Raw genomic sequence first — 13,805 nt, forward strand, 5'->3', positions numbered from 1 at the left:
AGCCTGCTGCCGGACACGGCGGGCCTGCAGCAGCGACAGGTGCCCTGGCCGCAACGGGAGCACGACGGCCCCGGGCCTCCTCTCCCCCGCCCGGCACGCCACCGCGCCCGCCGCTGCACGAGATCGCACAACGACGGGCGCGGTGGCACTTCCTGACCCGTTGCGTCAGCTCCGCACGGTGGCCACGGCGGCCCCCAGTGCCTCCTTGATACGCGGCCCGAGCCGGGCGAACCCGAGCTCCTTCATCGCCGCCCGCAGCAGCTCGTCGTCCGTACGCGTAGTCCCGTCCGCGTCGAACCACGCCACCAGCGCCACCAGTTCCTCCGCCGAGTACCCAGTGATCGGCTTCCCGGCCGTCAACTCCGGCTTAACCGCCCCCGCCCCGACAGTCGCCTCAGCGACAGACTCGGCAGCAACCTCAGCCACCGGCTCGGTGTCGGGCTCGGCGACCTCGACAACCGGCTCGGCAACGACCTCAGCGACAGGCTCCGCCTCAACCTCGGCGACCGGCTCAGTCTCGGACTCGACAGCCTCGGCCACAGGCTCGACCTCGGTGGCAGGCTCCACGACGGCTTCGGCGACAGACTCGACCACGACCTCGGTGGCAGGCTCCGCAACGGTCTCAGCCTCGGCCTCAGCGACCTCGGCGACCGGCTCAACCTCCGCCTCGGCAACGGGCTCCGCAACGGACTCGGCAAGCCCGACAACCGGCTCGGCCACGACCTCGACCGACTCCTCAGCGACAGGCTCCGCCTCAACCTCAGCGACCGCCTCGGCCTCGGCGGCAGGCTCTACGGCGGGCTCAGCCTCGGGCTCGACGACCGGCTCGGCCTCGGCGACCAGCTCAACTTCCGCCTCGGCGACCGACTCAGCCTCGAACTCGACAGCCTCGGTCTCGGCGACCGGCTCAGCCTCGCTTTCGGGTGCCACCTCGGCGACCAGCTCAACCTCCGCCTCGACAACGGGCTCCGCAACGGACTCGGCAAGCCCGACAACCGACTCCTCAGTGACAGGCTCCGCCTCAACCTCAGCGGCAGGCTCCACAACAGGCTCAGCCTCGGGCTCGACGACCGGCTCGGCCTCGGCGACCAGCTCAACTTCCGCCTGGGCAACGGGCTCGACAATAACCTCGGCCACAGACTCGGCCTCAACCTCGGCCACCGGCTCAGCCTCGGTCTCGGGTGCCACCTCGACGACCGGCTCAACCTCCGCCTCAGCAACGGGCTCCGCAACCGGCTCAGCCTCGGACTCGACAACCTCCGCGACCGGTTCGGCCTCAACCTCGGCCGTCGCCTCAACAACCGGCTCAGCCTCGGACTCGACAACCTCGGTCTCGGCCTCGGCGACCAGCTCAACCTCGGTTTCGGGCACCACCTCGACGACCGGCTCAGTCTCCGCCTCGGCAACGATCTCGGCCTCAGGCTCAGCCTCAGCGACCGGCTCCGCCGCCGGCTTGGCCTCAGCCTCGGCAACCTCGACAACGGGCTCAGCCTCAGCAACGGGCTCGGCCTCAGCGACCGGCTCGGCCTCAACCTCCGCCGCAAGCTCCTCCGCCTCAACCTCGGCCTCGACCTCGGCAACCGTCTCAACCGCGGCCTCGACGACGGCCTCCGGCTCGACCTCGTCAGTAGTCTCGGTCACCGGCTCCTCGACCACATCCTCAGCCTCGACGACCGGCTCGACCACGACCTCGGCCGCAACCTCGACAACCGGCTCAACCTCAGCCGCTGCCTCTGCCTCGGCCTCGGCCTCGGCCACCGCAGCAGCCTCGTCCGTCGACTGTCGCGGTCCCGCCGCCAGGGCCGCGCGGGCGGACTGGTGGCGGTCGTAGGCGGCCAGCGCAGCGTCCTTGTCGGCTTGACGCTCCGTCAGCTCGTCCAGCAGCTCCGTCAGCCCCTGCTCGGCGAGTTCGAGGCGCAGCTGCCGGAGGGCGGACAGGCGGTAGAGGGTGCCTTCGTCGGCGGCCAGGCGGTCGACGAGGTCGGCGAGTTCGCCGAGCGGCAGGGAGTCGAGGGCGCGTTCGGGGAGGAGGCGGGCCAGCGAGCGGACGGCGTCGGCGAGGGACTCGACGACGTTGGCGGTCTCGGTGAGCAGCGCCCCGTCGACGGGCACGGACGGTCGGGAGGCCGCGGTGTCGGCGGCGAGCGCCAGCCAGTCGCGGTGGGCGGCCGCGGCGGCGACCAGCGCGGTGTGGAGGTCGGCGCGGCCGGGTGCGCGGGTGCCGGCGGCGAGGGCGCGGGCCTGGCCGCGCAGGACGCGGCGGCGGTTCCAGCCGAGCTTGGCGCCCTTTTCCTTGCGGTAGGTGCCGGTGCCGGTGGCGGCGGCGAGCTCGTGCAGGTCGTGCTGGTAGGCGTCGACGCGCAGCGTCTGCGTGGTGGCGTAGACGCGCTGGAGCAGGTCGAGCAGGGTGGTGAGGCCGCCGAGGGTGTCGGGGATGCGCAGGGCGGCCTTGTCGGCGATGGCGTTGGCGGCCTTGCCGACGGCGCGGGTGTCGCGGCTGCGGAGTTCGGCGAGGACGGTGGACGCGGCGCGGGCGTCCTCGGGGCCGGCGAGGGTCTCGGCGGCCTCCAGCCAGGGGTTGGTCTCGTGGTTGAGCGTGAAGCCGCCCTGGTCGGCGAACCGGCCGAGCTCCTCACGGGTGCTCTGGCGGGTCTCGCCGTCCGTCGCGGACGCGGTCTCGGACGCGGCGTCGTCGGCGTCGTTCAGGGTGCGCACTGTCATGTGAAGTCCGGTTCGTGGCTGTGGCGGGCAGGGGTGCGGGCGGGGTGGTTGCGGCGGCGGTGGCGTCGCGGGAGGCCAGAATACGGGTGCGCGTTCGACGCTTGCACGCACCTGACCCCGTGAATTGCCGGGCCGCGCTGGACCGGTGGCGGCGGGCCTGGGCCCGTTCGCGTGGTCCGTACGGTAGGGAGCGGCACCGACAGTACGCCTTTCCGGGGCGGCGGACGGGAGTTGGGTCGGGTCGGCAACGGTCACCCGGGCGCTTCGGGGAGGAGTCGTCCCAGTTCGGCGAGGCCGACGGGCCGCTGGTAGTCGCGCAGCGGGGTGCGGTGCCACCAGGCGCCAGTGTCGCGCAGTTCGGGTCCGGTGGTGAAGCGGTAGCGGTAGAGCCGGGCCCGGACGAGGACGGGCGGGGTGTCGGGGAACGGGTTGTGCCGCAGCAGCCGCAGCAGGTCGGGGTCGTTGACGAGGAGCCGGGCGAGCAGTGGCAGGAACCAGGAGCGGGCGTAGGAGGGGGAGATCGCGGCGAACCACATCAGCCAGTCAAGGCGCAGGTGGTAGGGCGCGAACTGTCGTGGAAGTCTTCGCACTTCGCCGGGTTTGCCGTGGAATCCGTACTCCCGCCAGCCGTGCGCGCCGTCCGGGTCCGAGGTGCCTTCCAGGACGATCTCGTGGCGTACCCGGTTGACGGAGCCGAACGCGCCGTAGGTGTTGACGAGGTGGAGCGGGTCGTAGGAGCGGTTCATCTGCTGGCGGGGTGAGAGCAGGTTGCGCGCGGGCCCCCAGGAGCGGACCGCCACGAGCAGCGTGTACGCGGCCACCAGGCCCTGGTACCAGGCGGGTTGGGCGGGGTAGTGCGGGTCGGGGGCGATCGGCAGGACGCGCCGCAGGGTGCCGGTGTCAAGGGCGGCGAGGGCGAGGGCGACGGTGAGCCAGTTCAGCCAGGCGAAGTTGCCGGAGGCGATCAGCCAGAGCTGGGTGACGGCCATCAGCAGGGCGGCGTCGGAGGCGATCGGCTGCGGGAGGAACAGGGCGACGGGAACGGCGAGTTGGACGAGGTGGTTGGCGGCGGCCTCGGCCTTGTGCAGCGGCCGGGGCAGGTGGTGGAAGTACCAGCTGAGCGGGCCGGGCATGGGCTGGGTCTCGTGGTGGTGGTAGAGGCAGGTGAGTTTGCGCCAGCAGGCGTCGCCGCGCCATTTGATCAGTCCGGCGCCGAATTCGACGCGGAACAGCAGCCAGCGCAGCAGCCACATGACGAGGACGGGCGGGGCGGTGTCGGCGTTGCCGAGGAAGACGGCGAGTGCGCCGGCTTCGAGCAGCAGGGATTCCCACCCGAAGGCGTACCAGGTCTGCCCGACGTTGACGATGGACAGGTAGAGCGCCCAGGCGAGTGCCCACAGCGCCATGGCGGCGCCGAGCGGCACCAGGTTCGCCGCACCTCCGAGCAGGGCGGCGGCGAGCAGCGCGCCCGTCCAGGACACGGCGGCGTAGAGGCGGTCGCTGTAGTGCCAGTGGAACAGGCTGGGGGCGTGCCGCGCGGGGACGCGGGCGAGGAAGCGGGGGATCGGGAGCAGGCCGCGGCTGCCGAGCAGGGCGCGGAACTGCCGTCCGGCGGCGAGGAATCCGCACAGGTAGACGAGGGCGAGCAGGCGCAGGAACAGCTCGCGGGCGAGCCGGTACTCGGGGGCGGCGAACCACGCCATGCGGCCGCTCCTCGGGTCGGTCGGCTGCGCTCGGGCCGCCCCCATGCCTACCACCTGCGGCGGATGCGGTGGGGCCGTCGGGGGTGCGGTGGTGCGCCGGTTCATCCGGTCGGCCGCGCCCGGCGTGCGCGGGCCGGGGTTCGCGCGTATCGGCTGCTGAAACTCCCTGCCGGGCGGGGACGGAGTGTGGTGTCATTCCGCCGAGTCCATGTCAGGAGCAAGTGAAGGAGACGCACATGTCCGCGACCTCTCCGCGGTCCGCCGCCGACCCCGACTGTTCACCCGCCGACGGTTCGCCCCTCCCGGGCGACCGCCGGGCCGGGCTGGGCGCGGCGGTGTGGGCGGCGCTCGGCATCGTGTACGTGCTGTGGGGATCGACCTATCTGGCGATCCGGGTGGTGGTGGAGACCATGCCGCCGCTGCTGTCGGGCTCGCTGCGGTTCGCCGCGGCGGGGGTGCTGCTGGCGGTGGGTCTGGCGGCCCGCCGGGGGCCGCGGGTGCTGCGGGTGACGTGGCGTCAGTTCGCCTCGGCCGCACTGGTGGGCGTGCTGCTGCTGGTCGGCGGCAACGGCATGGTGTCGCTGGCGGAGCGCACCGTCCCGTCGGGGCTGGCGGCGCTGCTGGTGGCGAGTGTGCCGCTGTGGGTGGTGGTGCTGCGCCGGGCGTTCGGGACGAGGACCGGCCCGGCCACCGTGGCGGGCGTGCTGGTCGGCCTGGTGGGCCTGGTGGTGCTGAGCGCGCCGGGCCTGACCGGCCAGGTGGGGCTGACGGGGCTGCTGACGGTGATGGCCGCCGCGGTGGTGTGGGCGCTGGGCTCGGTGCTGGCGGCCCGGCTGCCGATGCCGGCGGATCCGTTCGTGGCGAGCGTGTACGAGATGCTCGCGGGCGCGGTGGGCGCGTTCGCGCTGTCGTTCCTGCGGGGCGAGCCGGGCCGGTTCGATCCGGCGGCGGTGTCCACGGCGTCCTGGGTGGGGCTGGGGTACCTGGTGCTGTTCGGCTCCATCGTCGCGTTCACGTCTTATGCGTGGCTGTTGCAGCGCGCGCCGCTTCCGCTGGTTGCCACTTACGCGTACGTCAACCCGGTGGTGGCGGTCTTCCTCGGGTGGATGTTCGCCTCCGAGGCCCTGACCTGGCCGATCCTGCTGGGCGGCGCGATAGTCGTCGCCGGGGTGTTCCTGGTGGCCCGCAACGAACGCTGAACGCCGGGCGGGCCTGCCGCCCGCCCAGCCTTCAAGAAGGTAACGACTTGCCTCCACTACCCCGACCAATGATTTACTTCTTGACGACACATGACGGGTGGGCTTGACTCCCCTTCACCTCGCCGCAGGGACGCGGCGCCGTCAGGGAGGCACCACCCACCATGAATTCGATGTCGCGTCGACTCGTCATCGGCGCCGCCGCCGTGTCGATGACGCTGTCACTGGCCGCCTGCGGGGGCGGCCACAGCTCCTCGTCGGGCAACCAGGCGATCGGCCTGCTGCTGCCCGAGCGCGCCTCCTCCACCCGGTACGAGGCGTTCGACAAGCCGCTGATCGAGACGGCAGTCAGCGGCCTGTGCACCAAGTGCACCATCGACTACGCCAACGCGGACGGCGACGAGCAGGCCCAGAAGAAGCAGTTCGACGCGCTGCTGGCCCGCAACGTCAAGGTCATCCTGCTCGACCCGGTGAACGCCGCGGCCACCGCGCCGTGGATCGACGAGGCCGCCAAGAAGGGCACCAAGGTCATCGCGTACGACCGGCTGGCCGCCGGCAAGGTCTCCGCGTACATCTCGTTCGACAACCAGCGCACCGGCGAACTCCAGGGCCGGGCCCTGCTGGACGCGCTCGGCAGCAGGGCGTCCGGCGCCGAGATCGTGATGATCAACGGCGCGGAGACCGACCCGAACGCGGGCGACTTCAAGGCCGGCGCGCACCACGCGCTGGACGGCAAGGTCAAGCGAATAGCCTACGAGCAGTCCGGCGAGTGGAAGCCCGAGGTGGCCGCCGCCAGGATGAACGAGGCGATGAACAAGCTCGGCAAGAACGGCTTCCAGGCCGTCTACTCCGCCAACGACGGCATGGCCGGCGCGATCATCGACGAGCTGCACAAGGCCGGACGCACCGATGTCCCGGTCGGCGGGCAGGACGCCTCGCTGGACGCCGTCCGCCGGATCCTCACCGGCGAGCAGGCCTACACCATCTACAAGCCGTACCAGCCGGAGGCCGAGGCCGCCGCCGACATGGCGGTCTACCTGGTCAAGGGCATCGACCTCACCTCGGTGGCCTCCGCGACCACCGAGTCGAACGGCCTGCAGATCCCGTCCATGCTGCTCAGCCCGGTGGTCGTCACCAAGGCCAAGGTCGCCGAGACCATCGTCGCGGGCGGCCTGTACAAGGCCGAGGAGATCTGCACCCCGCAGTTCGCGCAGGCCTGCCACGCCGCGAACATCCCCGGCAACTACTGACCGGGACGGGCCGCGCGACTCCCTTGTGCGGGGGCGTCGCGCGGCCCGCACCCCCAGGCACGTTGCCGGAAAGCGCCTTCCACCTGACCGGTAGATCACAGGACGGCGGCGAACCGGCGGCCCGGTACCCAAGCGTCCGCCTCCCGTGGTCCACTGGGCACCTTGCCGAGCGAGGGGAGCGTGCGACATGATCCTGGACCTTGACCTGCAGACCGACTACTTCCGGGCCGCCGACGAGACGGCGGTGCGGACGGTGCTGGCCGACAAGGAGGGGAAGCCCGCCGAGGCGTTCGAATCCGTGCGGGCCCGGCGGATCGACCCGACCACCGTGCTGCGCCGCCTGGTCGCCGCCGTGGAGATCAAGGAGTTCGAGGCCGGCGGGACGCCCGACCGCTCGGTGTGGCCGACCGGGCCGCAGCCCTGGGTGACGGAGGACGAGCCCACCGAGGTCGACCGGGAGAACCCGTGGATGACCGGGCCCTGGGTGGTGGAACTCTCCGACGAGACCCGCGACGTCCTCGCCGCCATCGAACGCAAGCGGCTGCCCGAACTCGCCGCCCGCTGGGGCCGCGCCGAGGAGCTCCGCCCGCTGGCGACCGCCGAACTCGTCCAGCTGATCCACCGCCTGGGCGTCCTGGCCCGCCGCGCCCAGAAGGCCCAGCAGCACCTGTACTGCTGCCTCTCCGGCTGACCTTGAACGAACGCATCGAAATCTTCCGCGCCCCGGACGCCGCCGCCGTCCTCACCACCCTCGGCGGCGGCTCCGCGCTGTCCGCATACGACGCCCTCACCGCGCCGGTGGACGTGCTGGACCTGCTGGAGCAGCTGATCGCCCCCGATCCGGACGCCCCGCTGACCACCGGCCTGGTCTGGCCCGAGATCGACCTCGCCGCGTGGGGGTGCTTCGTGTCGGCCGCCCCGAACTACACCGAGGACCCCTGGACCTGGGAGTTCACCCCGGCCGTCCGCGACGCCCTGACGGCCGCGGACCCGGACGAGCTGGCCGCGCTGCGCCCCTACGACCCGGCCATACCCGCCATCGAACCCGAACTCCTGGGCGCCCTGGCCGAGTTGGCCCACCGGGCGACGGCCGCCGGCCAGTCGCTGTACTACCGGCCGACCGGCTGAGCCGCCGCCGGATCAGCTCCGACGCCCCGGCCCGGCGTCCGCCGTGCGCTGGGTGACGGCGATGCAGGCGATCACGGCGAGGGCGGTGGGCACGGCCGTGCCGGGGAGCGGTTCGGCGAGCAGGAGGACGGCCCAGCAGAGGGTCAACAGGGGCTGGGCGAGCTGGAGTTGACTGGCCCGGGGGATGCCGATGGCGGCCATGCCGCGGTACCAGACCACGAAGCCGAGGAACTGGGAGACCACGCCCAGCCAGGCGAGGCCACCGACGGCGGGCCAGGTCCAGCGGAGCGGTTCGGCGGCCAGGCCGAGGGCGGTGGTGGCGACGGTGGCGGGGAGGGCCGCGACCAGGCTCCAGGCGATCACCTGCCACCCGGGCATGCTGCGGGCCAGCCGGCCGCCCTCCGCGTAGCCGACGGCGCAGATCAGCAGTCCGGCGAAGAGCAGCAGGTCGGCGGTGGTCAGGCCGGCCCCGTGGCTCTGCTGGACGGTGAAGGCCAGCACCGCGCCCGCCCCGGCCAGGGCGGCGAGCCAGAACGGGCGCGGCGGGCGGGAGCCGGAGCGCAGGGCGGCGACGGCGGCGGTACCCAGCGGCAGCAGGCCGATCACCACGGCCGAGTGGGCGGTGGAGGAGGCCCGGAGCGCGAGCGTCGACAGGACCGGGAAGCCGATCACGCAGCCCACCGCGACGGCGGCCAGACCCGGCCGGGCGGAACGCGGCGGCACCCGCGCGCCGGTCGCGAGCAGGCAGGCGCCGGCCAGCAGCGCGGCCACGACGCCGCGCAGGCCGGTGAGCGTCCACGGGCCGAAGCCGTCCAGGGCCCAGCGGGTGGCGGGGAAGGTGAAGGAGAAGGCGAGCGACCCCAGGGCGGCCTGGGCCGTTCCGGTGACCGCTACTGGAAGCGGGGCGATAGCGCTATTCTGTGCCGACATACAGGACGGTAGCAGTTGACCCGAGCCGATCGGAAGGCCTGTCAATGACCGTGCAGGAGCTGACGGATGCGCTGCGCAGCACCGTGTTGCGCTACTCGCCGGGTGAGCGGATTCCCAGTAGCAGGGAGCTGGTGGAGCGCTACCGGGTGAGTCCGGTGTCGGTGTCCCGGGCGATCCGCGAGCTGGTCGCGGAGGGCGTGGTGGTGTCGCGTCCGGGCGCGGGGGTGTTCCGGGCCGAGCCGCGCCCGGCGGCCGTCCCGCAGGGCGACTTCTCGTGGCAGGAGGTGGCGCTGAGCGCGGAGGCGGGTGCGCCGCCGGCCCGGGTGGTGGACGCCGCCGGGGTGCTGTCGGCGCTCGCCCCGGCCCCGCCGGAGGTGATCGACCTGAACAGCGGCTACCCGCATCCCTCGCTGCTGCCGGAACGGGCGCTGGCCGGTGCGCTGTCGCGGGCGGGCCGCCGTCCGGGCGCATGGGGGCGGCCGCCGGTGGAGGGACTGCCGGAGTTGCGCGGCTGGTTCGCCCGCGAGGTCGGCGGCGGGGTCACGGCGGCGGAGGTGCTGGTGACGGCCGGCGGGCAGAGCGCGTTGACCACGGCGCTGCGGTCGCTGGCCCCGCCGGGCGCGCCGGTGCTGGTGGAGTCCCCGACCTACCCGGGCGTGCTGGCGATCGCCCGGGCGGCGGGGCTGCGTCCGGTGCCGGTCCCGGTGGACGAGGACGGGGTGCGTCCGGAGCGGCTGGCAGAGGCGTTCGCGGTGTCCGGGGCCCGGCTGTTCGTCTGTCAGCCGCTGTTCCACAACCCGACGGGCGCGGTGCTGGGCGCCGGCCGGCGGCGTGCGGTGCTGGACGCCGCGAAGCGCGCCGGGGCGTTCGTGGTGGAGGACGACTTCTCCCGGCTGCTGGCGCACGCCGACGCACCCGGGCTGCCGGCGCCGCTGGCCGCCGACGACCCGGACGGCACCATGGTGCACGTGCGTTCGCTGACCAAGGCGGCCTCCCCGAGCCTGCGGGTGGGGGCGCTGGTGGCGCGCGGACCGGCGCTGGCCCGGTTGCGGGCGGTCCAGACGGTCGACTCGTTCTTCGTCCCGCGCCCGCTCCAGGAGGCCGCGCTGGAACTCGTCTCCTCCCCCGAGTGGCCCCGTCATCTCCGGCTGCTGGCCCGGGAGTTGGCCGACCGCCGACAGCTGTTCGCGGCCGCGCTGGCCCGCCGCGTCCCCGGTCTGCCGGCGGCCCGGCTCCCGTACGGCGGCTTCCATCTGTGGCTGTCCCTGCCCGCGTCGCTCGACCCGGTCGGGTTCACCGCCGCCGCGCTGCGCCACGGCGTGTCGATCTCCCCGGGTGCGGCCTACTTCACCGCGGAGCCGGCCCCGCGGATCCGGGTGAGCTTCTGCGGCGCCGAGAACCACGCCCAACTGACGGACGCCGCAGGCCGGTTGGCCGCCGCGCTGGCCTCCCTGGGCTGACCTCGGCCGACCGCTACGGCTTGGGGCGTCGGGGGCGTCGGGGCCGGGCCGTCAGTGGGCGAACTCCAGCAGGGCGATGCCGGTGAGCACGGCGGCACTGGCGGCCAGCCGCAGCGGGCCGAGGCGTTCGCGCAGCACGAAGGCGCCGATCAGGGCGGCGATCACGATGGAGGTCTCCCGGAGGGCCGCGACGGTGGGCAGGTCGCCGACGGTCTGCGCCCACACCACCAGGCCGTACGCGGTGAGCGACATCAGGCCGCCGGCCGCCGCGACGGCGCGGCCCTCGCGCAGCGCGGGCAGCAGGGTGCGGCCCCGGACAGCGGCCACGGCGGCGAGCACGCCGAGGCCCTGGAGGAGGAACATCCAGGCGATGTAGCCGCCGGTGGAGGCCGCGGCGCGCACCCCGCTCCCGTCCACCACGGTGTAGCCGGCGATCAGCACGCCGGTGCCCAGCGCGGCGGCCAGCGCGGGGAGTTGGTCGCGGCGCGGCCGGACAGGCCCGAAGGCCAGCCCGGCCAGGCCGAGGGAGATGACGGCGACGGCGGCGACCTGGCCGGCCGGGAGCGGATGGTGCAGGACGGTCGCGGCGAGCAGCGCGACCACGGCCGGGGAGGTGCCGCGGGCGATCGGGTACATCTGCCCGAAGTCGCCGAGCCGGTAGGCCCGGACCAGCAGCAGCTGGTAGCCGACCTGGAGGACGGTCGAGGCCAGCAGGTAGGGCACGGCACGGAGCCCCGGCAGCGGCACGACCAGCGCGAAAGCGGCGCCGAAGGCCACGAAGACCACGTTCATCAGCGCGACCCCGGCCAGCCGGTCGCGCACCCCGTGCACCAGCGCGTTCCACACCGCGTGCAGCAGTGCCGCCGCCAACACCACGACCGGTACGGCGTCCTGACTCACCGGCGTCTCCCTCCGACAGCTCCCCGACCATCAACTTGTACAGACAACTTAGCGTGCCGCCGTCGCCCGCCCAGCACCGCCCCGGTGGCCCGCCCGGCCGGGGGCGGGCAAGACTGGACGGGTGCCCGAACTCCCCGAGGTGCAGGCGCTCGCCGAGCGGATGGCCGCCGCCTGCGCCGGACGCGTCCTGGAGCGCGTGGACGTGCTGTCGATCCCCGCACTGAAGACCTTCGACCCGCCGGTGCAGGCGCTCACCGGACGGGCCGTCGACGCGGTGACCCGGCACGGCAAGTTCCTCGACCTGGCCACCGACGGCGGCCCGCACCTGGTGGTGCACCTGGCCCGGGCCGGCTGGGTGCACCCGCGCGCGTCCTTCCCGGCCAAGCCGCCGAGCCGGCGCGGCCCGCTCGCGCTGCGGCTGGTGCTGGACGACGGCAGCGGCTTCGACCTCACCGAACAGGGCACCACCAAGCGGCTGGCCGCGTACGTGGTGACGGAGCCCGGGCAGGTCCCGGGCATCGCCCGCCTCGGCGTGGACGCGCTCGCCGCCACGCCCGAGCAGCTGGCCGCGCTGGCCGCCGGGGCCCGGCAGCGGCTGAAGACCTTCCTCACCGACCAGAGCGTGCTGGCCGGGATCGGCAACGCCTACTCCGACGAGATCCTGCACGTCGCCCGGCTCTCCCCGTACGCCCTGGCGGCCTCCCTGGACGCCGGGCGGCTGGCCCGGCTGCACGCCGCGATCGGGCGTGAACTGGGCGGCGCGCTGGAGCAGTTGAGGGCGGTGCCGATCGAAGGGCTGAAGTCGGAGAAGAAGGCCGACCTGGCGGTGCACGGCCGGGCCGGCGAGCCCTGCCCGGTGTGCGGGGACACCGTGCGCTCGGTGAACTTCGCCGACTCCTCGCTCCAGTACTGCCCGACCTGCCAGACCGGCGGACGGGTGCTGGCGGACCGCCGGCTGTCCCGGCTGCTCAAGTGAACAGCCCCATTGTGCTCGAAGCTGCGCGAATCTCGCTATGATCAAGCAGTTTCACACAGTCAAGTCGAGTTCTCTGGGGGCGTCCGTCGTGATCCTCACCGTCACACCCAATCCGGCGCTGGACGTCACCTACACCGTCCCCCACTTCCGCCCGCACACCAGCCACCGGGTCACCGGGATCGCCGCGCAGGCCGGCGGCAAGGGCGTCAACGTGGCCCGGGTGCTCACCGCGCTCGGCCGCCCCGCCCGCTGCGTCCTCCCGCTCGGCGGGCCCACCGGCGAGGCGGTGCGCGCCGAACTCGCCGCCGCCGGGCTCGACCACGCCGCCGTCCCGATCGCGGGCGACACCCGCCGCACCGTCGCCGTGGTCGACACCGCCGACGCCACCATGTTCAACGAGCCCGGCCCGGCGCTCTCCCCCGCCGAGTGGGACGCCCTGCTCGCCGAGACCGGACGCCACCTCCCGCAGGCCTCCGTCCTGGTCCTCTCCGGCAGCCTCCCGCCCGGCGCCCCCGCCGACGGCTATGCCCGACTCGTCACGCTGGGACGCGAGTTCGGCGTCCCCGTGGTGCTCGACGCGGACGGCCCCGCGCTGCTCGCCGCGCTGCCCGCCCGGCCCACCGCGATCAAGCCGAACGCCGCCGAACTGACCTCCGCCACCGGCCTGCCCGACCCGTACGACGCCGCCCGCACCCTGCTGCGGCGCGGCGCGGAGTCCGTCCTCGCCTCGCTCGGGCCGGACGGGCTGCTCGCGGTCGACGCCCACGGCGCATGGCGGTGCGCCCCGCCCGCCGCCGTCGCCGGCAACCCCACCGGCGCGGGCGACTCCGCCGTCGCCGCGCTCGCCGCCGGCCTGTCCGGCAACGCCGGCTGGCCCGCGATCCTGCCGGACGCGGTGGCGCTGTCCGCCGCCACCGTCCTGCACCCCCGGGCCGGCCGCTTCGACGACGACGCCTACCGCCGCCTGCGCCACTCCCTGACCGCCGCCCGGCTCGGCGCGACGCCACCCACCGGCTGGTAACTCCCGCCGCGGCGAAGGAAATCAACTCGAACGGCCCCCGGGCAGGGCCCTACGCTGACGGCCATGGCCCACACCAGGACCTCCTACGTCTGCCTGCCCTGCCGCGCCTCCTACAAGCAGCCGTTCCCGGACGGCCACGAGCGGCGCTGCCCGCGCTGCGCCGCGCCGCTGATCCACACGGGCTCCGCGTTCGCCGCGCCCAGGCGGCGCGACACCGCCGGCTGGCGGACGCTGTCGGTCCTGCTGAACGCCGGCATCCGCTTCCACAAGGGCTGCTGCGGCGGCGGCCCCGGCTACCGCCCGCGCACCCTGAGCGAGGTCCGTGAGCGGATGACGCACGCACGCCGAACGGGCGAGCCCTTCGCGACGGCCCTGACGCGCCCCGAACTTCCTTAGTTCCGAAGGGAGTTCGGGCTGGCGGCGGTGCCTGACGCGCGTTCACTCCGACCCGCGTTCACTCTTCCGAGGCATTGGGCCGAATGGTTCGAGCACGTACAGTGAATTCGCCGGGACGCTCCCC

General features: G+C 73.8%; 12 protein-coding genes. 8 read left to right on the forward strand and 4 right to left on the reverse strand.

What is annotated here, in order from left to right; genetic code table 11:
- Window positions 1-165: 165 nt before the first annotated feature.
- Window positions 166-2,721 (reverse strand): hypothetical protein, encoded by a 2,556-nt coding sequence (locus tag AMK19_RS07900; RefSeq protein ID WP_073809203.1) that lies wholly within the window; start codon window positions 2,719-2,721, stop codon window positions 166-168.
- 251 nt (window positions 2,722-2,972) lie between these two features.
- Complete coding sequence (locus AMK19_RS07905; RefSeq protein ID WP_073809204.1) at window positions 2,973-4,424, reverse strand: lipase maturation factor family protein; 1,452 nt, start codon at window positions 4,422-4,424, stop codon at window positions 2,973-2,975.
- 236 nt (window positions 4,425-4,660) lie between these two features.
- On the opposite strand from AMK19_RS07905, the gene AMK19_RS07910 reads away from it, so the two are divergent.
- From AMK19_RS07910 to AMK19_RS07925, 4 genes are all read left to right on the forward strand, one after another.
- Window positions 4,661-5,623, forward strand: a complete 963-nt coding sequence (locus AMK19_RS07910; RefSeq protein WP_073809206.1) for an EamA family transporter — start codon at window positions 4,661-4,663, stop codon at window positions 5,621-5,623.
- 161 nt (window positions 5,624-5,784) lie between these two features.
- Window positions 5,785-6,870 (forward strand): sugar ABC transporter substrate-binding protein, encoded by a 1,086-nt coding sequence (locus AMK19_RS07915; protein WP_073809207.1) that lies wholly within the window; start codon window positions 5,785-5,787, stop codon window positions 6,868-6,870.
- A gap of 187 nt (window positions 6,871-7,057) precedes the next feature.
- Window positions 7,058-7,561 (forward strand): hypothetical protein, encoded by a 504-nt coding sequence (locus AMK19_RS07920; protein ID WP_073809209.1) that lies wholly within the window; start codon window positions 7,058-7,060, stop codon window positions 7,559-7,561.
- Between the two features lie 2 nt (window positions 7,562-7,563).
- Window positions 7,564-7,998 carry a hypothetical protein gene (locus AMK19_RS07925; RefSeq protein ID WP_073809210.1) on the forward strand — a complete coding sequence of 145 codons (435 nt, stop codon included), beginning with the start codon at window positions 7,564-7,566 and terminating at the stop codon, window positions 7,996-7,998.
- Window positions 7,999-8,010: 12 nt separating this feature from the next.
- Here the strand turns inward: AMK19_RS07925 and AMK19_RS07930 are convergent, their stop codons facing one another.
- Window positions 8,011-8,928, reverse strand: a complete 918-nt coding sequence (locus tag AMK19_RS07930; protein ID WP_073809212.1) for a DMT family transporter — start codon at window positions 8,926-8,928, stop codon at window positions 8,011-8,013.
- 44 nt (window positions 8,929-8,972) lie between these two features.
- Here AMK19_RS07930 and AMK19_RS07935 point away from each other — a divergent pair, with 44 nt between their 5' ends.
- Entirely contained in the window at window positions 8,973-10,388 is a 1,416-nt protein-coding gene (locus AMK19_RS07935; RefSeq protein ID WP_073809213.1) for an aminotransferase-like domain-containing protein, read from the forward strand.
- A 51-nt stretch (window positions 10,389-10,439) separates the two neighbouring features.
- Here the strand turns inward: AMK19_RS07935 and AMK19_RS07940 are convergent, their stop codons facing one another.
- Complete coding sequence (locus AMK19_RS07940) at window positions 10,440-11,288, reverse strand: DMT family transporter (RefSeq protein ID WP_073809215.1); 849 nt, start codon at window positions 11,286-11,288, stop codon at window positions 10,440-10,442.
- A 121-nt stretch (window positions 11,289-11,409) separates the two neighbouring features.
- Between AMK19_RS07940 and AMK19_RS07945 the strand changes: the two genes are divergently transcribed.
- The 3 genes from AMK19_RS07945 to AMK19_RS07955 all read left to right on the forward strand — a co-directional run bounded on the left by AMK19_RS07945 (window position 11,410) and on the right by AMK19_RS07955 (window position 13,681).
- Window positions 11,410-12,264, forward strand: a complete 855-nt coding sequence (locus AMK19_RS07945; RefSeq protein ID WP_073809216.1) for an Fpg/Nei family DNA glycosylase — start codon at window positions 11,410-11,412, stop codon at window positions 12,262-12,264.
- An 88-nt stretch (window positions 12,265-12,352) separates the two neighbouring features.
- Window positions 12,353-13,285: a 1-phosphofructokinase family hexose kinase gene (locus AMK19_RS07950; RefSeq protein ID WP_073809218.1), complete on the forward strand. Its 933-nt coding sequence runs from the start codon at window positions 12,353-12,355 to the stop codon at window positions 13,283-13,285.
- Between the two features lie 63 nt (window positions 13,286-13,348).
- Window positions 13,349-13,681, forward strand: a complete 333-nt coding sequence (locus AMK19_RS07955; protein WP_073809219.1) for a deoxyxylulose-5-phosphate synthase — start codon at window positions 13,349-13,351, stop codon at window positions 13,679-13,681.
- The last annotated feature ends 124 nt before the right edge of the window (window positions 13,682-13,805 follow it).

It is taken from the genome of Kitasatospora sp. CB01950, assembly GCF_001905465.1.
Classification (GTDB): domain Bacteria; phylum Actinomycetota; class Actinomycetes; order Streptomycetales; family Streptomycetaceae; genus Kitasatospora.

Excerpts from the sequence above, each read along its gene's own strand:
- AMK19_RS07900 (WP_073809203.1), bottom strand. The coding sequence starts at position 2,721 with ATGACAGTGCGCACCCTGAACGACGCCGACGACGCCGCGTCCGAGACC.
- AMK19_RS07905 (WP_073809204.1), bottom strand. The coding sequence starts at position 4,424 with ATGGCGTGGTTCGCCGCCCCCGAGTACCGGCTCGCCCGCGAGCTGTTC.
- AMK19_RS07910 (WP_073809206.1), top strand. The coding sequence starts at position 4,661 with ATGTCCGCGACCTCTCCGCGGTCCGCCGCCGACCCCGACTGTTCACCC.
- AMK19_RS07915 (WP_073809207.1), top strand. The coding sequence starts at position 5,785 with ATGAATTCGATGTCGCGTCGACTCGTCATCGGCGCCGCCGCCGTGTCG.
- AMK19_RS07920 (WP_073809209.1), top strand. The coding sequence starts at position 7,058 with ATGATCCTGGACCTTGACCTGCAGACCGACTACTTCCGGGCCGCCGAC.
- AMK19_RS07930 (WP_073809212.1), bottom strand. The coding sequence starts at position 8,928 with ATGTCGGCACAGAATAGCGCTATCGCCCCGCTTCCAGTAGCGGTCACC.
- AMK19_RS07935 (WP_073809213.1), top strand. The coding sequence starts at position 8,973 with ATGACCGTGCAGGAGCTGACGGATGCGCTGCGCAGCACCGTGTTGCGC.
- AMK19_RS07955 (WP_073809219.1), top strand. The coding sequence starts at position 13,349 with ATGGCCCACACCAGGACCTCCTACGTCTGCCTGCCCTGCCGCGCCTCC.